20 protein-coding genes are annotated in these 20,487 nt (G+C 70.6%); 14 read left to right on the top strand and 6 right to left on the bottom strand.

Annotation, left to right across the window (positions count from 1 at the left end; translation table 11 throughout):
* The first annotated feature begins 9 nt into the window (after positions 1-9).
* From AB0B91_RS48400 to AB0B91_RS48365, 8 genes are all read left to right on the top strand, one after another.
* Positions 10-675 carry a GntR family transcriptional regulator gene (locus tag AB0B91_RS48400; protein ID WP_358336200.1) on the top strand — a complete coding sequence of 222 codons (666 nt, stop codon included), beginning with the start codon at positions 10-12 and terminating at the stop codon, positions 673-675.
* 93 nt (positions 676-768) lie between these two features.
* Positions 769-2,376, top strand: a complete 1,608-nt coding sequence (locus tag AB0B91_RS48395) for an ABC transporter substrate-binding protein (protein WP_358336197.1) — start codon at positions 769-771, stop codon at positions 2,374-2,376.
* Positions 2,376-3,335 carry an ABC transporter permease gene (locus AB0B91_RS48390; protein ID WP_358336194.1) on the top strand — a complete coding sequence of 320 codons (960 nt, stop codon included), beginning with the start codon at positions 2,376-2,378 and terminating at the stop codon, positions 3,333-3,335. The genes AB0B91_RS48395 and AB0B91_RS48390 overlap by 1 nt, the downstream gene beginning before the upstream one ends.
* A complete protein-coding gene (locus AB0B91_RS48385) occupies positions 3,328-4,206 on the top strand; it encodes an ABC transporter permease (protein WP_358336191.1) in 879 nt (292 codons plus the stop codon). The genes AB0B91_RS48390 and AB0B91_RS48385 overlap by 8 nt, the downstream gene beginning before the upstream one ends.
* Entirely contained in the window at positions 4,203-5,171 is a 969-nt protein-coding gene (locus AB0B91_RS48380) for an ABC transporter ATP-binding protein (RefSeq protein WP_358336188.1), read from the top strand. Before AB0B91_RS48385 ends, AB0B91_RS48380 begins: the two co-directional genes overlap by 4 nt.
* Positions 5,168-6,136: an oligopeptide/dipeptide ABC transporter ATP-binding protein gene (locus AB0B91_RS48375; RefSeq protein WP_358336185.1), complete on the top strand. Its 969-nt coding sequence runs from the start codon at positions 5,168-5,170 to the stop codon at positions 6,134-6,136. Before AB0B91_RS48380 ends, AB0B91_RS48375 begins: the two co-directional genes overlap by 4 nt.
* Positions 6,133-7,929 (top strand): gamma-glutamyltransferase family protein, encoded by a 1,797-nt coding sequence (locus AB0B91_RS48370; RefSeq protein ID WP_358336182.1) that lies wholly within the window; start codon positions 6,133-6,135, stop codon positions 7,927-7,929. Before AB0B91_RS48375 ends, AB0B91_RS48370 begins: the two co-directional genes overlap by 4 nt.
* Positions 7,926-8,675, top strand: a complete 750-nt coding sequence (locus tag AB0B91_RS48365; RefSeq protein ID WP_358336179.1) for a sulfite exporter TauE/SafE family protein — start codon at positions 7,926-7,928, stop codon at positions 8,673-8,675. Before AB0B91_RS48370 ends, AB0B91_RS48365 begins: the two co-directional genes overlap by 4 nt.
* A gap of 14 nt (positions 8,676-8,689) precedes the next feature.
* Here the strand turns inward: AB0B91_RS48365 and AB0B91_RS48360 are convergent, their stop codons facing one another.
* From AB0B91_RS48360 to AB0B91_RS48350, 3 genes are read right to left on the bottom strand one after another with little or no spacing between them, the layout of a single operon-like run.
* Positions 8,690-9,775 (bottom strand): glutamate--cysteine ligase, encoded by a 1,086-nt coding sequence (locus AB0B91_RS48360; protein ID WP_358336176.1) that lies wholly within the window; start codon positions 9,773-9,775, stop codon positions 8,690-8,692.
* A gap of 23 nt (positions 9,776-9,798) precedes the next feature.
* Entirely contained in the window at positions 9,799-10,458 is a 660-nt protein-coding gene (locus tag AB0B91_RS48355) for a M15 family metallopeptidase (protein WP_358336173.1), read from the bottom strand.
* A gap of 12 nt (positions 10,459-10,470) precedes the next feature.
* On the bottom strand, positions 10,471-11,616 hold the full coding sequence (locus tag AB0B91_RS48350) for an ROK family transcriptional regulator (protein ID WP_358336170.1): 1,146 nt from the start codon (positions 11,614-11,616) through the stop codon (positions 10,471-10,473).
* 139 nt (positions 11,617-11,755) lie between these two features.
* Here AB0B91_RS48350 and AB0B91_RS48345 point away from each other — a divergent pair, with 139 nt between their 5' ends.
* The 4 genes from AB0B91_RS48345 (at position 11,756) to AB0B91_RS48330 (ending at position 16,468) form a co-directional block, all read left to right on the top strand.
* Positions 11,756-13,093, top strand: a complete 1,338-nt coding sequence (locus AB0B91_RS48345) for an extracellular solute-binding protein (RefSeq protein WP_358336167.1) — start codon at positions 11,756-11,758, stop codon at positions 13,091-13,093.
* Between the two features lie 4 nt (positions 13,094-13,097).
* Positions 13,098-14,105 (top strand): sugar ABC transporter permease, encoded by a 1,008-nt coding sequence (locus tag AB0B91_RS48340; protein WP_358336164.1) that lies wholly within the window; start codon positions 13,098-13,100, stop codon positions 14,103-14,105.
* Positions 14,102-14,953 (top strand): carbohydrate ABC transporter permease, encoded by an 852-nt coding sequence (locus AB0B91_RS48335; RefSeq protein ID WP_358336161.1) that lies wholly within the window; start codon positions 14,102-14,104, stop codon positions 14,951-14,953. Before AB0B91_RS48340 ends, AB0B91_RS48335 begins: the two co-directional genes overlap by 4 nt.
* Before the next feature lie 75 nt (positions 14,954-15,028).
* Positions 15,029-16,468 carry a glycoside hydrolase family 3 protein gene (locus AB0B91_RS48330; protein ID WP_358336158.1) on the top strand — a complete coding sequence of 480 codons (1,440 nt, stop codon included), beginning with the start codon at positions 15,029-15,031 and terminating at the stop codon, positions 16,466-16,468.
* 91 nt (positions 16,469-16,559) lie between these two features.
* On the opposite strand, the gene AB0B91_RS48325 is transcribed toward AB0B91_RS48330, so the two are convergent.
* Entirely contained in the window at positions 16,560-17,741 is a 1,182-nt protein-coding gene (locus AB0B91_RS48325) for an ROK family transcriptional regulator (protein WP_358336155.1), read from the bottom strand.
* A gap of 237 nt (positions 17,742-17,978) precedes the next feature.
* On the opposite strand from AB0B91_RS48325, the gene AB0B91_RS48320 reads away from it, so the two are divergent.
* Together AB0B91_RS48320 and AB0B91_RS48315 are read left to right on the top strand one after the other, a co-directional pair.
* On the top strand, positions 17,979-18,428 hold the full coding sequence (locus AB0B91_RS48320; protein WP_214638527.1) for an Rrf2 family transcriptional regulator: 450 nt from the start codon (positions 17,979-17,981) through the stop codon (positions 18,426-18,428).
* Between the two features lie 84 nt (positions 18,429-18,512).
* Positions 18,513-19,292: a DNA-formamidopyrimidine glycosylase family protein gene (locus tag AB0B91_RS48315; protein WP_358336152.1), complete on the top strand. Its 780-nt coding sequence runs from the start codon at positions 18,513-18,515 to the stop codon at positions 19,290-19,292.
* Here the strand turns inward: AB0B91_RS48315 and AB0B91_RS48310 are convergent.
* Both AB0B91_RS48310 and AB0B91_RS48305 read right to left on the bottom strand, forming a co-directional pair.
* Entirely contained in the window at positions 19,289-19,645 is a 357-nt protein-coding gene (locus tag AB0B91_RS48310; RefSeq protein ID WP_214638529.1) for a helix-turn-helix transcriptional regulator, read from the bottom strand. The two genes, AB0B91_RS48315 and AB0B91_RS48310, sit on opposite strands and share 4 nt — an antisense overlap.
* A 349-nt stretch (positions 19,646-19,994) precedes the next feature.
* Positions 19,995-20,486: a nicotinamide-nucleotide amidohydrolase family protein gene (locus tag AB0B91_RS48305; protein WP_358336149.1), complete on the bottom strand. Its 492-nt coding sequence runs from the start codon at positions 20,484-20,486 to the stop codon at positions 19,995-19,997.
* Between the last annotated feature and the right edge of the window lies 1 nt (position 20,487).

The following is a 20,487-nucleotide window of genomic DNA, read 5'->3' as shown; positions in this document are numbered from 1 at the left end:
AGCCGTCAAATGACTGATCTGACACTGGGCGGCGCCCATCTCCCCCTCCGCGATCAAGTGACCGCGGAGATCCGCCGGCTCATCATCTCCGGCGAGCTCGCCCAGGGTGAACGCCTGGTCGAGGACCGGCTCGCCGCGCGGTTGGGGGTGTCGCGCAACCCGGTACGCGAGTCCATCCGGGTCCTCGCCGCCGAGGGGTTCGTGCTGGTCATCCCCCGGATCGGCGCCACCGTGGCGCGACTGTCGCCGGCGGAGGCCGAGGAGCTCTTCGACGTGCGGATGGCGATCGAGGGGCTGGCTGCCCGGCTGGCGGCGCGCAAGCGTACCCCGGAGACGGCCGCGCGGCTGCGTAAGGTGCTCGACTCGGCCAAGGAGGCCGTCGAGGGCGGCCGGCTCGAACGGGTGGCCGACCTCAACACCGCCTTCCACCTGGCCGTGGGCGAGGTGGCGGGCAATTCCTACCTCAACCTGATGATGGCGCCGATGCTGCTGCGGGCCCAGTGGGTGTTCCGCCAGACCGCCGCCGTACGCGGACCGCACTCCTGGTCGGAGCACCTGAGTCTGTGCGAGGCCATCGCGGCGGGCGACGAGGACGAGGCCCAGGCCAGGGCGGTCGCGCACGTAGCCGCGGCCAGGAGGTCGTTCCTGGCTGCGGTAAAAGTCCCGAACGATTAGAAAACGCTCATATAACAACATGACTTGACGAAACACCATCGAAATCTAGGTTCTTGTATACAGTCTCCTAAAGTTCGCTCCCCCGGAGGCATCATGAGACCCAGGCTGGTCTTGACGCTCGCCGTACTCCCCATAGCTCTGGCCGCTTGCGGTGGAGGCGGTTCTGGCGGCACCCCCGTCGCCCCGTCCGTAGCCGACGCCACGGCCGACAACCGGGCCGTCAAGAGCGGCGGCACCCTGAACATCGCGCTCAACGCCGACCCCGACGCGCTCGACCCGAGCGTGTCCACCACGCTGGTGGGCCGCGAGGTGTTCGCGAGCATGTGCGAGAAGCTCTTCGACATCGACGCGCAGGCCACGCTGGTGCCGCAGCTGGCGGCCGCCCTGCCCGCCGTCTCGGACGACGGCAAGGAGGTGACCATCAAGCTGCGCGCGGGGCTGAAGTTCAACGACGGCACCGCGTTCGACGCGGAGGCGGTCAAGAAGTCGCTGGACCGCCACCGGACCTGGGAGAAGTCGGCCCGCCAGGCCGACCTGGCCGCCGTGTCGAAGGTGAGCGTGGTCGATCCGGCCACCGTCAAGCTCACACTGGCACGCGCGTTCACGCCGCTGACGGCGCAGCTCGCCGACCGCGCCGGAATGATCATGTCGCCCAAGGCGCTGGAGACGGGCGGTGACAACTTCGGCGCGAGCCCGGTGTGCGTCGGGCCGTTCAAGTTCGCGAGTCGCACCTCCGGCAGCCAGATCGTGCTGGACAAGGCGCCCGACTACTACGACGCCGCCAAGGTGAAGCTGGACAAGCTCGTATACAAAATCATCGTCGACCCGAACGTACGGGCCGCGAACCTGAAGTCCGGCGACGTCCAGGTGGCCGACCAGCTCGCCACCACCACGGTCAAGGGTGTACAGGCCGACCCGAACCTCACCGTCGTGTCCGGCGGCGGGCTCGGCTACTACGGCCTCACGATCAACACTGGCAACGCCCATGGCTCCACCGAGAAGCCGGGCCCGGTCAACACCCCGCTGGCCAAGAGCCCGCAGCTGCGCGAGGCGTTCGAGCTGGCGCTGGACCGCGACCAGATCAACAAGACCGTCTACAACGGCCTGTACGAGCCCGACTGCTTCCCGCTCCCCGCCGACAGCCCCTACCGCTCGCCTTCGCTCCAGTGCGCCAAGCGCGACCTGGCCAAGGCCAAGCAGCTCGTGCAGGCCTCCGGTGTGCCGACGCCCATCCCGGTCACGATGACCACGCCCAACGACGCCACCAACCAGCGCCTGGCCCAGGTCGTCCAGCAGATGACCAAGGAGGCCGGGTTCAACGTCACCGTGCAGACGGCCGAGTTCGTCAGCACGCTGGAGCAGGGCAAGGCCGGCAAGTTCGACACCGTGCTCAACGGCTGGTCGGGCCGGGTGGACCCGGACGGCAACCTGTCGAACCTGATCACCAGCCGCGGCAGCAACAACTACAGCGGCATGTCCGACCCCGGCATCGACGACCCGATCAAGGAGGCCGCGGCGGCCACGGAGCCGGCCCAGCGTGCCGAGCTGTACGCCAAGGCGCTGCAGCGGGCGGCCGAGGTGCGCGGGGTCCTGTACCTGTATCACAACAAGTACTACCTGGGCATGAACAAGACCGTCGCCGGTGTCCAGTACTTCAAGGATGGCCTGCCCCGCTTCGTCACCGCTGGGTTCGCCGGCTGATGGTCTGGTTCATCCTCCGCAGGGCGGGATCGGCGGTGATCGTGCTGTTCCTGGCCAGCATCCTGATCTTCCTCGGGATCAGGGCGCTGCCCGGGGACCCGGCCGTGGTGATGGCGGGCGAGGAGGCCTCGCCCGCGGTGGTCGAGGCGATCCGGCACGAGTTCGGCCTGGACAAGCCGCTGCCGGCGCAATACGTCGACTACGTGGGCCAGACCCTGTCCGGCAATCTCGGCCGTTCCACCCAGGACCAGTTGCCGGTGGCCGGCATCCTCGCCGAGCGGCTGCCGGTGACGCTGGAGCTGTCGGCTCTGGCGCTGCTGGTGGCGATCGTCGTGGGTGTGGGCGCGGGCATCGTGGCCGCGGTGCGGCGGGGCCGGCTGCCCGACTACGTGGCCACCGGCTTCGGCCTGGCCGGGCTGTCCGTGCCGCACTTCTGGCTGGGCCTGCTCGGCATCCTGCTGTTCGCGGTGACGCTGCGCTGGCTGCCCGCCTCCGGTTATGTCCCGTTCACCCAGGACCCCGGCCAGAACCTCCAGCGCATGATCCTGCCCGCGCTGGTGCTCGGCACCGGGTTCGCGGCGATCCTGATGCGCCAGACGCGCTCGGCCATGCTGGGCGCGCTGTCGGCCGACTACGTGCGGACCGCCCGGTCCAAGGGCCTGTCGGAGGCCAAGGTGGTGGGCGCGCACGCGCTGCGCAACAGCCTCACGACCGTGGTGACCGTCCTCGGCCTGCAACTCGGCGCGCTGATCAGCGGCGCGGTGGTGACGGAGCAGATCTTCGTCATCCCCGGTTTCGGCAAGCTGACCGTCGACGCGGTGCTCACCAGGAACTACCCCGTCATCCAGGCCGTGGTGCTGGTCACGGTGATCGGGTACGTGCTGGTCAACCTGCTGGTCGACATCGCGTACGCCTTCCTCAACCCACGCATCCGGCTGTCGGGAGGCAGGCATGACTGACGTGGCGGTCGTACCGGTGGCCACGACGGGCCGCGCCGATCGGCGCCGCAGGTTGTGGCGGCGCTTCAGGCGGCGCCCGATGCCGATGGCGGGGCTGGTGCTCGTCGCCGGGTTCCTGCTGCTGGCGCTGCTCGGGCCGGTGCTCACGGGCGATCCGTCGGCGCAGGACTACAACGCGACGCTCGCGCCGCCGTCGGGGGCACACCCGCTCGGCACCGACGACCTGGGCCGGGACGCCCTGGCCAGGATCGCGCACGGCGCGCAGGTCTCGCTGCAGGCGGGGGTGCTGTCGACGCTGCTGGCCATGGTGGTCGGCATCCCGATCGGGCTGGTCGCCGGGTTCTACCGGCGCTGGCTGGACCCGGTCGTGATGCGGCTGGTCGACGTGACGCTGGCCTTCCCGTTCCTGGTGTTCGCCGTGGGCCTGGCGGCGATCATCGGGCCCTCGCTGAAGGGCGTGGTGCTGGCGCTCGGCTTCTCCCAGTTGCCGGCGGTCGTCCGGATCACCCGCGGCGAGGTGCTGGCGATCAGGGAGATGGACTACGTGGCCGCGGCCATCGCCGACGGCGCCGGCGACCGCCACATCCTGCTCCGCTACGTGCTGCCGAACTGCTCCAGCCCGCTCATCGTGCAGGCCACGGTGGCGATCCCGGCGGCGATCATCGGTGAGTCGACCCTGTCGTTCCTGGGCCTGGGGGTCCAGCCGCCGACGCCGTCGTGGGGCGTGATGCTCACCACCGCCCAGCAGTACCTCGACGTCGCGCCGTGGCTGGCGATCTGGCCGGGGCTGATGATCGCGCTGGCCACGCTCGGCTTCAACCTGCTGGGCGACGGGCTGCGTGACGTTCTCGACCCGAGGAGTGGCCGATGAGCCTGCTCGAGATCACCGACCTGACCGTCGACTTCGACACCGAGGACGGCCTGGTCCAGGCGGTCAGGGGCATCTCGCTCGAACTGGGCGAGGGCGAGATCCTGGCGCTCTGCGGCGAGTCGGGCTGCGGCAAGTCGGTCACCGCGATGTCCGTGCCGAGGCTGCTGCCGCCGGAGACGACCAGGCTGTCGGGCTCGGTCAAGCTCGACGGCCGCGAGCTGACCACGCTGCCCGAGTCGCGAATGCGGCAGATCAGGGGCAAGGACGTCTCGGTCGTCTTCCAGGAGCCGATGACCTCGCTCAACCCGTCGTTCACGGTCGGCTACCAGATCGCCGAGGTGCTGCGCAGGCACGAGGGGCTCTCCCGCAGGGCCGCCGGGGCCCGCGCGGTGGAGCTGCTCGAACTGGTCGGCATCCCGCTGCCCGCCCGGCGGGTCAAGGAGTACCCTCACCAGCTCTCGGGCGGCATGCGCCAGCGGGTGATGATCGCGATCGCGGTGGCCTGCTCACCGCGGGTGCTGATCGCCGACGAGCCCACGACCGCGCTGGACGTGACGATCCAGGCGGGCGTGCTCGACGTGTTCCGCGACCTGCGCGACCGGCTCGGCACCGCGGTCATCCTGATCACCCATGACCTGGGCGTGGTCGCCGACATCGCCGACCGGGCGGTGGTCATGTACGCGGGCCGGGCCGTGGAGCAGGCGCCCGTCGCCGAGCTGTTCGCCCGGCCGCGCCATCCGTACACTCTCGGCCTGATGAACGCCCTGCCGTCGGCCGCCGTGAACGGCCGGCTCGCCGAGATCCCCGGCATGGTGCCCTCGCCGCTGACGGATCCCGACGAGTGCGCCTTCCAGGCGCGCTGCGACCGCGCGCAGCCCGACTGCCGCCTGCGACGGCCCCAGCTCGAACCCCAGCTGCTGGACGCTCATCTGGCGGCCTGCTTCCACCCGGGAGGGCAGTCGTGATCCTGGAGATCGACAATCTGGTCAAGCACTACGGCCAGGTCCGCGCCGTGGACGGCCTGTCGCTGAGCATCGGCGAGGGCGAGGTGCTGGGTCTCGTCGGCGAGTCGGGCAGCGGCAAGTCGACCGTGGGCAAGTGCGTGCTGCGGCTGACCGAGCCCACCTCGGGCGGCATCCGCCTCGACGGCCGCGACATCACCCACCTGTCGCGCCGGGCCATGCGCCCGTTGCGGAGGGATGTCCACATCGTCTTCCAGGACCCGTACTCCTCGCTCAACCCGCGCTTCACGATCGAGCAGATCGTCGGCGAGCCGCTGCTGCACCACGGGCTCGCGAGCCGGCGCGAGGCGGGCGGGCGGGTCGCCGCCATGCTGGAGCAGGTGGGGCTGCGCCCCGAGATGCGGACGCGCTTCCCGCACGAGCTGTCCGGCGGGCAGCGGCAGCGGGTGGGACTGGCCCGCGCGCTGATCCTTGAGCCCAAGCTGGTGGTGGCCGACGAGCCGGTGTCCGCGCTGGACGTGTCGGTGCAGGCGTCGGTGCTCAACCTGATCACCGACCTGCAGCGGGAGATGGGCTTCTCCTGCCTGTTCATCACCCATGACCTGTCGGTGGTGGAGTTCCTGGCCGACCGGATCGCGGTCATGTACCTGGGCAAGATCGTGGAGTCGGGGCCGACGGCCCAGATCTTCGCCGAACCCCGCCACCCCTACACGCAGGCGCTGCTGTCGGCGGCACCGGTGGCCGACCCGGTCAGGCAGCGCGAGCGGCGCCGGATCGTGCTGGGCGGCGACGTGCCGAGCCCGGTCGATCCGCCGTCCGGCTGCCGCTTCCACACCCGGTGCCCGCTGGTGTACGACGCCTGCCGTACGAGCGAGCCCGAACTGACAGACCCGCGTACGAGCGGCCATCCGGTCGCCTGCCACCTGGTCACGGCGGACCACGTGCCCGACGCGGCCGCCACCCGATGAGAGGACGCACTTTGTTCACCACCAGGCCCGAGCTGACCGGAGACTTCGGCATGGTGGCCAGCACGCACTGGCTGGCCTCCGCTACCGGCATGGGCGTACTCGAACGCGGCGGCAACGCCTTCGACGCGGCCGTCGCCGCCGGGTTCGTCCTTCAGGTGGCCGAGCCGCACCTGAACGGGCCCGGTGGCGAGGTGCCGATCCTGCTGTGGAGCCAGGAGGAGGAGCGGGTGTCGGTCGTCTGCGGGCAGGGCGTCTCTCCCGCCGCGGCCACGATCGACCGGTTCACCGGCCTCGGGCTCGACGTGGTGCCCGGCACCGGGCTGCTGGCGGCGACCGTGCCCGGGGCGTTCGGCGGCTGGATGGAGATGCTGGAGCGCTGGGGCACCTGGACGCTGGCCGACGTGCTCGAACCCGCCATCCACTACGCCACGCGCGGCGTCCCGGTGCTCGACAGGATCGCCGCCACGGTCTCGTCGGTCGAGCGGCTCTTCCTCGAGGACTGGCCGACGTCGGCCGCGACCTGGCTGCCCCACGGCAAGGTGCCGGGCGCCAAGCTGACCAATCCCGTGCTCGCCGCCACCTACCGCAGGCTCGTCTCCGAGGCGGAAGCGGCGTCGAGCACCCGCGAGGGGCAGATCGCGGCCGCCCGCGACGCCTGGTACCGGGGGTTCGTCGCCGAGGCGATCGCCGCGTTCAGCGCCGGCACCGCCTGGCGCGACAGCTCGGGCGAGGCGCACGGCGGCCTGCTCACCGGCGACGACCTGGCGGGCTGGTCGGCCTCGGTCGAGGACCCGGTCACCTTCGACTACCACGGGCACACGGTGTGCAAGACCGGGCCGTGGGGGCAGGGGCCGGTCTTCCTGCAGCAGCTCGCCCTGCTGTCCGGGTTCGACCTGGACGGGATGGGGCAGCTCAGCGCCGACTACGTGCACACGGTGATCGAGAGCGCCAAGCTCGCCTTCGCCGATCGTGAGGCCTGGTACGGCGACACCGAGGTGCCGATGGCCGACCTGCTCGACGCGGAGTACAACGCCAAGCGGCGCGCCCTCATCGGCGCCGAGGCCAGTGTGGAGCTGGGGCCGGGCGCGCCCGGTGGGCGCACGCCGCGACTGCCCGCCTTCCCCGCCCCCGGCACGGTCAGCACCGCGCCGGGCATCTCGGGTGTACGGTCCGGGGTGGGCGAGCCCACGGTCGGCTCCGACGGCTCCACCCGTGGCGACACCTGCCACCTGGACGTCGTGGACCGGCACGGCAACATGGTCTCCGCCACGCCGAGCGGCGGCTGGCTGCAGAGCTCGCCCACCATTCCCGAGCTGGGCTTCTGCCTGGGCACCCGGGCGCAGATGTTCTGGCTGCAGGAGGGGCTGCCCGCCTCGCTGCGGCCGGGAACGCGGCCGCGCACCACGCTGTCGCCGTCGTTCGCGCTGCGCGACGGCAAGCCGTGGCTGGCGTTCGGCACACCCGGCGGCGACCAGCAGGACCAGTGGAGCGTGAACTTCTTCCTCTCCGTCGTCCACGGCGGGCTGAACCTGCAGGAGGCCGTCGACGCCCCCATGTTCCACTCCGAGCACTTCCCCAGCTCGTTCTACCCGCGCGGCTCCCGGCCCGGCGTCATGCACGTCGAGAACCGGGTGGACCCGGCGGTGGTCGCCGAGCTGCGGCGGCGTGGCCACCAGGTGGAGGTCCAGGGACCCTGGACGCTCGGCAGGCTCAGCGCGGTCGCACGTGACGGCGACTTCCTCAAGGCCGCCGCCAACCCGCGCGGGGCCCAGGGCTACGCGGCCGGCCGATGATCGAGCTCTCCGAGATCGCCTTCCTGGCGGGCGCGGGGCTGCTGGCCGGGGCGGTCAACGCCCTGGCCGGCGGGGGCACCCTCATCTCCTTCCCCGCGTTATTGGCGCTCGGCTATCCGAGCATCACCGCCTCGGTGACGAACGCGGTGGCGCTGTGGCCCGGCTACCTGGGCGGCGTCCTGGGCTACCGGGCCGAGCTGCGCGGCCAGCGGCGCCGGGCCACGGTCCTGTCGGCCACCGCCGTGCTCGGCGCGATCGCGGGCAGCTCGCTGCTGCTGCTCACGCCGGGACGGCTGTTCGACTCGCTGGTGCCGTGGCTGGTGGCCTTCGCCAGCCTGGCGCTGCTGGCCCAGCCTTGGCTGCGTAAGCGCTTCGAGGGCGACGGGCGGCAGAGCGCCGGCAGGCTGATCTACGTCGGGGTGTTCCTCGGCGGGTGTTACGGCGCCTACTTCAATGGCGGCATGGGGGTGCTGCTGCTGGCGGTGCTCGCGCTGTTCCTGCATGACAACCTGCATCGGGTCAACGCCGTGCGGGCCACCTTGTCGCTGGTGATCAGCACGGTGTCGGTGGTGGCGTTCTCGCTGTTCGGGCCGGTCCGGTGGGAGGCGGTGGCGGTGGTCGCGCCGGCCAGCCTGGCGGGTGGCTTCCTCGGCACCCGCGTGGCCCGGCTGATGCCTTCCGCGGTGCTGCGCGGCGTCGTGGTCGTCTTCGGGCTGGGCGTCGCCACGCTGCTCGCCCTGCGCTGAACCCGCGTGCTCTGTCAGGCGACCGTGGCCTCGATCAGGTCGTCCACGACCGCCGCCAGGTGCCCGGTGCGGTCGCGCGCCCTACGCTGCCGTTCCGCTCCGGAACCCCTGCTGACCAGCAGGTCCAGCCCTTCCTCAACGAACGCCAGGTCACCGGCCTCGTCCGTGGCATCCCGTACGTGCTCCAGCAGACGGTCCACCATCACCGGCGCCGGCACCAGCGCCCCTTCGCGCACGTCCAGGCTGTCACCGCGCAGGCCGTCGCGGGCGGCGCGCCAGTAGGCGGCCCGCAGGACCTCCGACGGGATCGGCAGCCCTCGATCACCGCGCGCCACGTCGGCCAGCGCGGTCATGACCAGACCGCGGATCAGCCCGATGATGGTGAGGCTGTCGCTGACGTCCAGCGGCACGTCGGCGACGCGCACCTCGACGGTCGGCAGCGTGGGCGACGGGCGCGCATCCCAGTACACCGTCTTCGGGTCCATCAGCGCGCCCGACTGCGACAGCGCCCGCAGCGCCAGCTCGTAGTGGGCGAACGACGGGAAGTACGGCGGGGCGCCCGAGACCGGCCATCGGCCCCAGCTGATCACCCGCCACGACGCGTAGCCGGTGTCACGGCCGACGAAGAACGGCGAGTTCGCGGCCAGCGCGATCAGCGTGGGCAGCCACGGACGCAGGTGGTTGCCCACGTACACGGCGTGTTCCTCGTCGGGGACGTCCACGTGCACGTGCAGGGCGCAGATGCTGAGCTCGTCCTGCAGTGCCCGGTAGAGCACCCGGCCCTGCTCGTAGCGGATGTCGTCGGTGAGCGGGCTCGGCACGACGTCACCCAGCACGGGTAGGCCGCTGGCGACCACGGCCAGCCCGCACGAGCGGGCCGCCTGCGCCACCTCCTTACGCGCGGCCCTCAGCCGCGTGCCTAACTCGCCGAGGTCGGCCGAAGGGGCGGTCCGGGCCTCGACCTGGAAACGGGTGATCTCGTGAACGACGTCTAGGACGTCCGTCGCGGCGGCCAACACCTCTGCCGCCCGGGGAGCCACGTGGCGCGACCAGGGATCGACGATGAGGTACTCCTCCTCGATCCCGATAAGAGGAGTCACATCCCTTTTATGCCCGTTTTCCGCTAGGCAAAGCGGTGTGGGCCATAGACCGCGTACGGCCTTCCCTCGGCGAGCGCCCAATACCGGTCGCCGAAGGACCAGTGCCACCACTCCGTGGGGTAGTTGACCAGGCCAACGGGCTCCAGGGCGGCGGCGAGGATCTTGCGATGGGCGCGGGCGTCGGCCGAGATGTTCGTGGCGTCCGTGTAGCAGCCGCCCTCGCTCTCCTCCGGGTTGTCGTTGACCTGGGTGCCCATGTCGTACTCGGTGCCGTCGGGCGCGCACAGCGTCAGGTCGACGGCGGCACCGGCGGTGTGCGGGGCCACATCGACCGGCGACACATACCGACTTGCCGCGATATGTGCCTCGTCAGGCGACATTTCGGGGAAAGCGGCTCGCAGCCCGTCCCGGTACTCCTCGAAGATCCGGCGCTGCGTGTCGATCGGCCGGTAACCCTCGACGATCAGCAGGTGGAAGCCGTCGGGCAGTCGCCGCTCGGCCCGCTCCAGCCGGGCCAGCAAACCGGAGCGCAGGTGGGCATAAGCGCCGCTCCGGTCGGCCATCCGCTCGTCCACCCGCAGTCGGCCGCGTACGTCCGCCAGCTCCTCGCCGTTGTCGCGCACCGGGATAGCCGCGACGCGGGGATCAGAGATCAGCACGATGTCGCTCGTCTGCTGCCACATGGGCAGAAATTCTCACACAGTGTCGGAGAAAACCTGATCTCGGGCCTGTTCCAGAGCCGCGACCAGCGCGCCGCGCAGCACCGGGTTGCCCGCCACCCCGGTCGTGACGACCTCGGGCCGGGTCGGGCAGACCCGGGCGACGGCCTCCTCGACCTTGGCGGCCAGACGTGCGCCGCCCGCCCGGCCGATGTCGCCGCTGAGCACGATCAGCCCGGGGTCGAGCACGACCGTCACGGCCGCGGCCCCCACCGCCAGGCGAGCCGCCACCTCGTCCAGGTAGCCGTCGCAGCCGTTGCGTACCTGGTCGGGGACCGTGCTGCCGAGCACGCCGTGCGCGGTGGCGAGCCCGCTCAGCGCCGGGTGCCCCACCAGCCGCTGGAACGAGCCCGACGTCGGCTGCGTCACGTCGGCGGGCAGCGGCTCGCCCGGCACGGGCAGCCAGCCGATCTCGCCCGCCGTCCCGGTGATGCCCCGGTGCAGCCGCCCGCCGAGCATGACCCCGAGCCCCTGGCCGACACCCGCCCAGATGACCACGAAGTCATCGTGTCCGACGGCGGCGCCGTAGCGGTGCTCGGCCAGCGCGACCAGGTTCACGTCATTCTCTATGATCACCGGCACGCCCAGCGTCTGGCGCAGGCTGGCCAGCACGCCGACGTGCCAGGCCGGCAGGTCGCAGGAGAAGCGCACGTCGCCACTGCCCGGATCGACCACGCCCCTGGTGCCGATCACGAAGGCGCGCAGCTGCGACAGGCTGACGCGGGCCGAGGCGCAGGCCCGCTGGACCGCGGAGTGCACGGACTTGACCGGATCCCCGTCCGCCGGGTTGACGGTGACCTCGACCACGATCTGGCCTGTGATGTCCGCCACACCCACGGTGAGGCTGTCGGGCAGCACTTCGAGCCCGGCCACGTACGCGCTGGAGGGGTTGACCGCGTACAGGGCCGCGTGCGGGCCCCTGCCTCCCGCCCGCTCCCCCGCCACCCGCACGAGCCCCCGCTCCTCCAGGCGGGCGAGTAGCTGACCTGCGGTTACCTTCGACAGTCCGGTCCGCTCCCCCAGCTCCGCACGGGTCAGCGGCCCGCCCTCCAGGAGGAGTTCGAGTGCCGTGCGGTCGTTCAACCGGCGGAGCAGCCGAGGGGTCCCGGGGTTTCGGCTCATCGACACGCTCCCTCTCGTCACGAATGGCTAACAGGCGTTTTTTTTAAGAAAGTTTCTTGTTAGTTTATCAGCAGTCGTTCGGACATTGACGATCAGCCTGGTGCGGACCGCAAGCGAGCACCCGGGAAGGGAGAACCCTGTGAGGATCGCGCAGATCACCGCCACTACGGTCACCACGGCCGCTCTGGCCCTGGGCCTGGCCGCCTGTGGTTCCGGCGAGACGCCTTCGGCCTCGCCGAGCGCGGCGGCCTCCGCCGCCGCCTCCGCGTCCGGCCCCAAGTACGCGGGCAAGGAGCTGACCTTCTGGCGCCTGGGCGACAGCAACCCCGCCGCGCAGAAGTACACCGATGAGCTGGTGGCCGCCTTCGAGCAGCAGACCGGCGCCAAGGTCAAGGTCGAGTGGATCCCGTGGCCGCAGGTGAACGACAAGTTCACCGCCGCGGCGGCCGGTGGCACCGGTCCCGATGTCACCGAGATCGGCAACGACCAGGTGCCGCTCTGGCAGAGCCAGGAGGCCCTCGAGCCCGTCACGGACATCGTGGGCTCCGGCGACCAGACGCAGATCCCGAAGAACCTGATGGGCCTGGAGACGATCGACGGCGAGACGTACGCCGTGCCGTGGGGCGGCGGCAGCCGCGCGGTGCTGTACCGCGCCGACTGGTTCAAGGAGCTCAAGATCGACGTCCCGAAGACCTGGGACGACCTGGTCGCGGCGGCCAAGAAGATCCAGACCAAGAAGGGCAAGGACGTCGACGGGTTCGCCTTCAACGGCGGCTCCGACGCCAACCACCTGCTGGGCGCCCTCGCCTGGACCGCCGGCGGCGAGTACGCCGTCAAGGAGGGCGACAAGTGGGTCGGCAAGCTGACCGACCCCGCCTTCAAGTCCGGCTTCGCCCAGTACACCGGCCTGGTCACCGACGGCCTGTCGAGCAAGTCGCGGCTCACCCAGAACACCACGGACATCCGCACCCGCTTCGCCAACAACAAGGTGGGCATGTACCTCACCGCGTCGTGGGACCTGCCGGGCATCGACGAGGACAGCAAGGGCAAGCTCAAGGGTGACAAGCTGGCCTTCTTCCCGCTGCCGTCCAAGGACGGCGGCGAGGCGCAGTCCTTCCTCGGCGGCAACGACATCGCCGTCTGGGGCTCCGCCAAGGAGAAGGACGCGGCCAAGGAGTTCGTGAAGCTGGCCTCCGGCAAGGAGTGGGGCGACAAGTACGCCAAGGACGGCGGCCTGCTCCCCGTCTACCCCGACGCCCTGGCCGCGCTGTCCAGCGACCCGGCCCAGGCGCCGTTCGCCGCCGCCTTCGCCAAGGCCAAGGCCTTCCCGGCCAGCCCGCACTGGACCGAGGCCAACGAGACCAAGGCGGTGCTGCAGAACGCGGCCCGCACCGTCATCGAGGGCAAGTCGTCGGCCGACGACGCGCTGGCCAAGGCCAACAAGGAACTCGAAGACATCCTCAACGCCACCTCCTAGCCTTATGACGAACATCTCGACGCTCGCCCGGGGTGACGGCCAGTCCGCCACCCCGCGCCGGCCGAACTCTCATCGCCCGGCCCGGGCCAGCGGGCTGCCCGCCTGGTCGGTGCCGTACGTACTGCTGATCCCCGGCCTGCTGGTGATCGGGGCGCTGCTGCTCTACCCGCTGTTCCAGGTCGGGGTCATCGCCTTCCAGAAGGTGGGCCTGGTCCAGATCAGCGGCAGGAAGCCGGCCACCTGGGTGGGCTGGGACAACTTCACCCGCATCTTCGCCAACGACATCTTCTGGTCCTCACTCCGCAACACGCTCCTCTTCGCCGTCATCGCGGTGTCGCTGACGCTGATCGTCGGAACAGCCGTGGGCACCCTGCTCAACAAGCTCGGCCGGAAGATGTCCACCTTCGTGGTGGTCGGCATCATGTTCGCCTGGGCCGTGCCTCCGGTGGCGCAGGGCATCATCTGGCGGTGGCTGTTCGACGCCGAGAGGGGCGTCATCAACTGGGCGCTGAACCTGCTGCCCGACTGGCTGTCGAAGTCGCTCTTCGGCCGGGCCGACTGGACCGGCGAGCCCTGGCTGAACGACGCGTGGTCCATCTATATGGTGCTGATCATCTGCGTCGTCTGGGCGAGCTTCCCGTTCGTGGCCGTGTCGGTGCTGGCGGGGCTCAAGGGCATCCCGGCGGAGTTGTACGAGGCGGCCCGGGTGGACGGGTCGTCGGCCTGGCGGACGTTCAGGAAGATCACCTTCCCGCTGCTCAAGCCGGTCTTCGCCGTGCTGACCGTCCTGTCGATCATCTGGGACTTCAAGGTCTTCTCCCAGCTGTACGTGCTCATGGGCGGCCCGTCGAACCGTGAGGCGTTCAACCTGTCGATCTACTCCTACGCCGAAGCGTTCCGCGCGCCGCCCAAGATGGGGTCCGGCGCGGCGATCGCCCTGGTGCTGACCGTGATCCTGCTGGCCATCACCGCGGTGTACGTCAGGCAGCTCGTCAAGCAGGAGGACATGTGACCCCGCTCGCGCGCAAGCGGCTCGGCAAGATCGCGCTGAACGCGGCCGGACTCCTGGTGTTCCTGTTCGCGATCTTCCCGGTGTACTGGATGGCCTCGACCTCGTTCAAGGCCAACGACCAGATCTTCACCACCGACTTCATCCCGTTCCCCACCCATTTCACCTTCGAGCACGTCGACCGGGTGCTGAGCGAGGGGGTGGCCGGGCACTCGATCTGGCTCTACATGCGCAACAGCGCGATCGTGGCGGTCGGCACGGTGCTCATCGGGGCGGTGTTCTCGCTGCTCGCGGCGACCGCGGTGGCCCGCTTCCGGTTCAAGGGGCGCAACACGTTCCTGATCCTGCTGCTCATCGTGCAGATGATCCCCTCCGAGGCGCTGCTCATCCCGCTGTTCCTGAGCGTCAAGCGGCTGGGCCTGTACGACCAGCTCGCCGGTCTGATCGTGGTGAACGTCGGTCTCACGCTGCCGTTCGGCATCTGGATGCTGCGTACGTTCGTCGCCGCCGTGCCCAAGTCGCTGGAGGAGGCGGCCTGGATCGACGGCGCGAGCCGGTTCACCACGTTCTGGAAGGTGCTCTTCCCCCTGGTCGCGCCCGGTCTGGTGGCCACCAGCATCTTCTCGTTCATCACCGCGTGGAACGAGCTGATCTTCGCGCTGGTCCTGATGAGCGGCTCGGACGGCTACACGATGCCCGTCGCCCTGCAGTACTTCTTCGGGCAGAAGGGCACCGACTGGGGCGCCATCATGGCCAGCTCCACGATGATGACCATCCCGGTCGTCGTCTTCTTCCTGCTGGTTCAGCGCCGCATGGTCTCCGGCCTGGTGGCCGGGGCCGTGAAGGGCTGACGACCACGGATCTCGTACGGCTCGCGTAGGCGCGTGCCGTCCTGACCGTGCCCAACTTTCCTGTGATGAGGAGCCATGAGTCAGAGTGATCGGGGGCTGCGCCGCCTCGCGGCCGGCACGCTGCTCGTCGCCTTCCAGGGCACCACCGCGCCCGACTGGGTGCTGCGCGAGCTCGAGAACGGCCTGGGAGGCGTCACCTTCTTCGGCTTCAACGTCGCCGACCCTGACCGGTTGCGGTCGCTGACCGCCTCCCTCCGCGCGGCCGGCGAGCCGGTCATCTCGCTGGACGAGGAGGGCGGCGACGTGACCCGCCTGGCCTACCACGTCGGCAGCCCGTACCCGGGCAACGCGGCGCTGGGCGCGGTGGACGACACCGAGCTGACGCACCGGGTCTACCGGGCGATCGGCTCGGAGCTGGCCGCCTGCGGCATCAACCTGGACATGGCGCCCGACGCCGACGTCAACACCGAGGCCGACAACCCGGTGATCGGCACCAGGTCGTTCGGCGACGATCCCGCGCTGGTGGCCAGGCACACGGTGGCCGCCGTTCAGGGCCTGCAGTCGGTGAACGTGGCCGCCTGCGTCAAGCACTTCCCCGGCCACGGCGCCACCCGGGTCGACTCGCACCTGGCCATACCCGTCGTGGACGTCACGCTCGACGTGCTGCGCGCTCGCGAGCTGGCGCCGTTCCGGGCGGCGATCGCCGCGGGGACCAAGTCGATCATGACCGCGCACGTGGCGGTGCCCTCCCTGACCGGCCGGACACCGGCCACGCTGTCGCCCGCCGCGCTGACCGAGCTGCTCAGGGGCGAGCTCGGGTACGACGGCGCGGTCATCACCGACGCGATGGACATGCACGCGATCACCAAGAGCGTCGGGCTGGCCGGTGGCGCCGTGCTCTCGCTGGCCGCGGGCTCGGACCTGATCTGCCTCGGGCCGTTGCCCACCTACGACGACGTGCGGCACATCATCGACGAGATCGTCGCCGCCGTACGGGATGGGCGGCTGCCCGCGGCCCGGCTGGAGGAGGCGGCGGCCAGGCTGGCGGCGCTGCGCGCGTGGTTCGGCTCGGCCGCTTCGCCCTCGGCCGAGCAGAACGGGGTCGGCCTGCACGCCGCCAGGCGCGCGGTGCGGCTCACAGGCGCGCCGGAGCCGCTGGTCGAGCCGCTGGTGATCGAGGTGGACACGCCGCCGACGATCGCCGTCGGCGACGTGCCCTGGGGCGTGGGGCCGTGGCTGCCCCAGGCCGAGATCATCCGGGTGAAGCCCGCGGACGCGGACGTGCCGGTGCTGCTGGCCAAGGCCACGGACCGGTCGCTGGTCGTGGTGGTCAAGGACGCGCACCGCAACGAGGCCAGCCGTGAGCTGGTCTCGGCCCTGGTGGCGGCCCGGCCCGACGCGACGGTGATCGAGATGGGGCTGCCGATCTGGCGGCCGGACAGCGCCGCCTACATCGCGACGTACGGCGCGGCCCGGGCGAACGCCCAGGCGGCCATCGAGCTGCTCACGGCTTAAGCAGAGCTGTCACGGGTTGAGCGGAGCTGTCACGGGTTGAGGGGAGTTTGTCGCGGGTTGAGGGGAGTTTGTCGCGGCCCGAGGCGGCGGCTCACGGCTTGAGGAGTGCCTCGCGGGCCTGGTCCAGGGCCGCGAGGACCGCGCCGCGCAACACCGGGTTCTTGTCCGTGATCGTGGTGGTGACGACCTGGGGGCGAACCGGGCAGATGCGGGCCACGGCCTCCTCCACCCGGGTGGTGAGCGCGGTGCCGCCGGCCTGGCCCACCTCGCCCGCCAGCACGACCAGGCCGGGGTCCAGGATCACGCAGACCGCGGCCACGCCGAGCGCGAGCCGGTGCGCGATCTCGTCGAGCAACGGCTCGCCCTCGGCTCCGGCCGCCACGGCGACCTTCACGCACTGCCCGGCGCTCTCGGCCGCGAACCCGTAGCCCCTCGCGAGCTCGCACACGGCCTCGGCGCTGACCAGCGACTGCAGACCGCCCGCGAGCGAGGGCAGCCGGCCCGGTTCATTGCGGATGTCCTCGGGCAGTGGCACGCCGGGCACCGGCAGATAGCCGATCTCACCCGCGCTGCCCGCACGGCCCCGGTGGAGCTTGCCGCCGAGCATCACCGCGAGACCGAGGCCGCGGCTGGACCACAGCAGCACGAAGTCGTCGAGTCCCTGGGCGGCGCCGTCGGCACGCTCGGCGATCGCGGCCAGGTTGACGTCGTTCTCGATCGTCACCTCGCGTTTGAGGTCACCGGCGAGTGCCTCGTGGATGCCCTCGTGCCAGCCGGGCAGGTCGAACGAGAAGCGCACGTCGCCGCTGCGCGGATCGACCACGCCGGGGGTGCCGATGACCACGCCGCGCAGCCGGCCGATGCTGATCTTGGCGCTGCGGCAGGCCTTCATGATGGCGCCGTGCACCACCGAGACCGGGTCGTCGAGGTCGGTGGGATCGACCGTGACCTCGGCGATCGTCTGGCCGTGGATGTCGGCGACGGCCGCGGAGATCAGCTCGGGCCCCACCTCGAGCCCGGCCACGTACGCGCTGGAGGGGATCACGGAGTAGAGCGCCGCGTTGGGGCCGCGCCCGCCGGCCTGCGTGCCGACGACCTCGACCAGCCCGCGCTCCTCCAGCCTGGACAGCGTCTGGGAGGCGGTGACCTTGGACAACCCGGTCCGATCGCCGATCTGCCCCCGTGTCATCGGGCCGGTGGCCAGTAACAACTCCAACGCCGCCCGGTCGTTGATCTCCCTGAGCAGTCTGGGCACACCAGGGCGTCGCTCCACGCTGAATCCCACCGTCAAATCGAAAAGGTTGTTGGAAGTTTAGCGCCCTGGACCTTGCTTATCACCGCAGGTGAACCCGAGGATGCCTCACGACCAACCCCCGCGCGAGCGGAGCGATCACGTACTGAAACGGTAAAGGACTGTCCGCGGTGTCCGCGCAGGCCCGCGCCCGGATGACCTGTCCATTCTGGCGACCTTGCGCCTAACCACTGTTGACCAGGAGGGATAATCAACAACATGCGCCTTTCCGCTCGTGTCGACTACGCCCTCCGTGCTGCCGCCGAACTCGCCGCGGCCGGCGCCGGCCCGACCACCGTGGGCGAGCTCGCCAAAGAGCAGGACATGCCCCCCAAATACCTTGAGAACATTCTGCTGCAGATGCGCCGCGCCGGTCTCGTCCGTGGTCAGCGCGGTCCGGAAGGCGGCTACGTCCTGGCCAGGGCCGCCGCCGAGATCTCGCTCGCCGACGTCATCAGGGCGGTCGACGGCCCACTGGCCAACGTCCGCGGCGAGCGCCCCGAGCACGTCGGCTACCGGGGCCCGGCCGAGTCGCTGCAGCAGGTGTGGATCGCCCTGCGGGCCACCGAACGCGCCATCCTCGAGGAGGTCACGCTGGACCAGGTGGCCAGCGGCGCGCTCCCCGACCGCGTCCGCCAGCTCGCCGCCGACCCCGCCGCCTGGGACTGACCCGGCGCGCGCCGGGCCCGCGTGGCCCGCGCCCGGGGACTGACCGGCGCCCGCGTGGCCGGCGCCGGTTCTTAAACTGGGGGCATGCCCGAAGGAGATGCCGTCTACCGTACGGCCGCGCGGCTCCGGAGCGCCCTGGACGGCCGGGTTCTCACCCGTTCGGACTTCCGTGTACCCCGGCACGCCACGGCCGACCTCAGCGGCCGGACGGTCCTCGCGAGCCTGTCACGCGGCAAGCACCTGCTCACCCGGGTCGAGGGCGGCCTGACCGTGCACACGCACCTGCGGATGGACGGGAGCTGGCGGGTGCTGCCCGCGGGCCGTCGCACCGCCCCCGGCGACCAGGTGAGGCTGGTGCTGGCCAACGAACAGTGGCAGGCGGTGGGCGTGCGGCTGGGGGTGGTGGACCTGCTGAGGACCGCCGACGAGGACCGCGTCGTGGGGCACCTGGGGCCCGACCTGCTCGGCGACGACTGGGATCCGGACGAGGCAGTGCGCCGCCTGCGCGCGGCGCCGGACCGGACGATCGGGGAGGCGCTGCTCGATCAGCGCAATCTCGCCGGGCTCGGCACCATCTATCGCGCCGAGACACTCTTCCTGCGCGGCATCTGGCCATGGCGGAAGGTCGGCGATATCGAGGACCTGGACGGGCTCGTCAGGCTCGCCCAGCGGCTCCTGGCAGCGAACAGGACGCACGCCGCCACAGTGACCACCGGCGACCGCCGTCCTGGCGGCCAGACGTGGGTGTACGGCAGGGCAGGTCGCCCCTGCCGCCGATGCGGAACGCGCATCAGTCGCGGGGAGATGGGAGCACAGCCACAGGAACGACTCGTCCTGTGGTGTGGTGACTGCCAACCGCGTTAGGCGGCCACCATGTCCTTGACTTCGGGGAACACGGAGTCGGAGATCGACCCGGGCACCGTCTCGGCAAGGGGGATGCGCTCGTGCTCCGGCGCGTCGGCAAGCACAGGAGTGGCCTGGAGCTCCGCCAGCGCGAACTGGTCGGACACCTCACGCAACACCTGCGACAGGGGAACCCCGAGGGCGCCACAGATGGACGCCAGCAGCTCCGATGACGCCTCCTTCTGACCACGCTCGACCTCGGACAGGTAGCCGAGCGAGACACGCGCCAGCGTGGACACCTCGCGAAGAGTGCGTCCCTGCCGCACCCTCAACCGCCTCAGCACGTCGCCGAGCAGCTGACGCAGCAGAATCATCTGTCGCTCCCTCCCCGGCGTGGATGGCTTCACCACCACGCCCCGCGCGGTCGGATCGTGCCGTCCGTTCTTCTTCTTCGGCTCGTACATGCTCCTCGCCGTCATCATCGGGCGTCTCCGCCCCTGCCCCGCCGCTCTGCCTTCATTGCGCAACGGCTCCTTTCGCGAAGGATCACTTCGCGAAAGCTCGTTACGTGAAGGTTCGTCACGTGACTCGTTAGGCCCGCCTGCCGGGCGCTCGGTGCTTGCAGATGGCTCACGGACCTCACTCACAGCTCCACCGTACCCGTATCAACCGACACCGCGTCAGACCGTGCCTCGGATGTTCGCTCGGGACGTAACACGGTAATCACCCGGTATGTTCCCCATTGTTCCCCTTCAGCACACTTGCCAGTAGATCGATAGCCTCGTCCACCGTCTCTACCCTGATACGTTCGCGAGACCCCTCTAGCCTCAACGGTCTCTGCCAAATTTGATCTCCCGGTCCGCTGACGGCCACATGCACGGTGCCGACGGGCTTTCCGTCCTGCGGCTCCGGACCCGCCACACCGGTCACCGCCAGGCCGTATGTCGCCTCGCACAGCCGCGCGACCCCCGTCGCCATCGCCGCCGCCACCTCCGGGTGCACGGCCCCTTCCCGCCGCAGCAACTCCTCCGGCACGGCCAGCAGCCGGTGCTTCAAATCGGTGGCGTAGGAGATGACCCCGCCCCTGAACGACTGGGAAGCCCCTGAGACCGAGGTGAACGTCGCCCCGATGAGCCCCCCGGTCAACGACTCGGCCACGGCGAGCGTGGCGGCCCGCCGTACGAGCAAGGAGAGAACCTCCGCCGCCCCAACCATG

It is taken from the genome of Nonomuraea sp. NPDC049141 (assembly GCF_040648415.1).
Taxonomy (GTDB): Bacteria; Actinomycetota; Actinomycetes; order Streptosporangiales; family Streptosporangiaceae; genus Nonomuraea.
Note: the sequence above shows the minus strand (reverse complement) of the source record. Positions and strands in the feature narration are given on the sequence as shown.

What these genes read in the sequence shown, in the direction of transcription:
- AB0B91_RS48400 (WP_358336200.1), top strand. Translation starts at nt 10, where the DNA reads ATGACTGATCTGACACTGGGCGGCGCCCATCTCCCCCTCCGCGATCAA.
- AB0B91_RS48395 (WP_358336197.1), top strand. Translation starts at nt 769, where the DNA reads ATGAGACCCAGGCTGGTCTTGACGCTCGCCGTACTCCCCATAGCTCTG.
- AB0B91_RS48390 (WP_358336194.1), top strand. Translation starts at nt 2,376, where the DNA reads ATGGTCTGGTTCATCCTCCGCAGGGCGGGATCGGCGGTGATCGTGCTG.
- AB0B91_RS48385 (WP_358336191.1), top strand. Translation starts at nt 3,328, where the DNA reads ATGACTGACGTGGCGGTCGTACCGGTGGCCACGACGGGCCGCGCCGAT.
- AB0B91_RS48380 (WP_358336188.1), top strand. Translation starts at nt 4,203, where the DNA reads ATGAGCCTGCTCGAGATCACCGACCTGACCGTCGACTTCGACACCGAG.
- AB0B91_RS48370 (WP_358336182.1), top strand. Translation starts at nt 6,133, where the DNA reads ATGAGAGGACGCACTTTGTTCACCACCAGGCCCGAGCTGACCGGAGAC.
- AB0B91_RS48365 (WP_358336179.1), top strand. Translation starts at nt 7,926, where the DNA reads ATGATCGAGCTCTCCGAGATCGCCTTCCTGGCGGGCGCGGGGCTGCTG.
- AB0B91_RS48355 (WP_358336173.1), bottom strand. Translation starts at nt 10,458, where the DNA reads ATGTGGCAGCAGACGAGCGACATCGTGCTGATCTCTGATCCCCGCGTC.
- AB0B91_RS48350 (WP_358336170.1), bottom strand. Translation starts at nt 11,616, where the DNA reads ATGAGCCGAAACCCCGGGACCCCTCGGCTGCTCCGCCGGTTGAACGAC.
- AB0B91_RS48340 (WP_358336164.1), top strand. Translation starts at nt 13,098, where the DNA reads ATGACGAACATCTCGACGCTCGCCCGGGGTGACGGCCAGTCCGCCACC.
- AB0B91_RS48330 (WP_358336158.1), top strand. Translation starts at nt 15,029, where the DNA reads ATGAGTCAGAGTGATCGGGGGCTGCGCCGCCTCGCGGCCGGCACGCTG.
- AB0B91_RS48320 (WP_214638527.1), top strand. Translation starts at nt 17,979, where the DNA reads ATGCGCCTTTCCGCTCGTGTCGACTACGCCCTCCGTGCTGCCGCCGAA.
- AB0B91_RS48315 (WP_358336152.1), top strand. Translation starts at nt 18,513, where the DNA reads ATGCCCGAAGGAGATGCCGTCTACCGTACGGCCGCGCGGCTCCGGAGC.
- AB0B91_RS48310 (WP_214638529.1), bottom strand. Translation starts at nt 19,645, where the DNA reads ATGATTCTGCTGCGTCAGCTGCTCGGCGACGTGCTGAGGCGGTTGAGG.
- AB0B91_RS48305 (WP_358336149.1), bottom strand. Translation starts at nt 20,486, where the DNA reads ATGGTTGGGGCGGCGGAGGTTCTCTCCTTGCTCGTACGGCGGGCCGCC.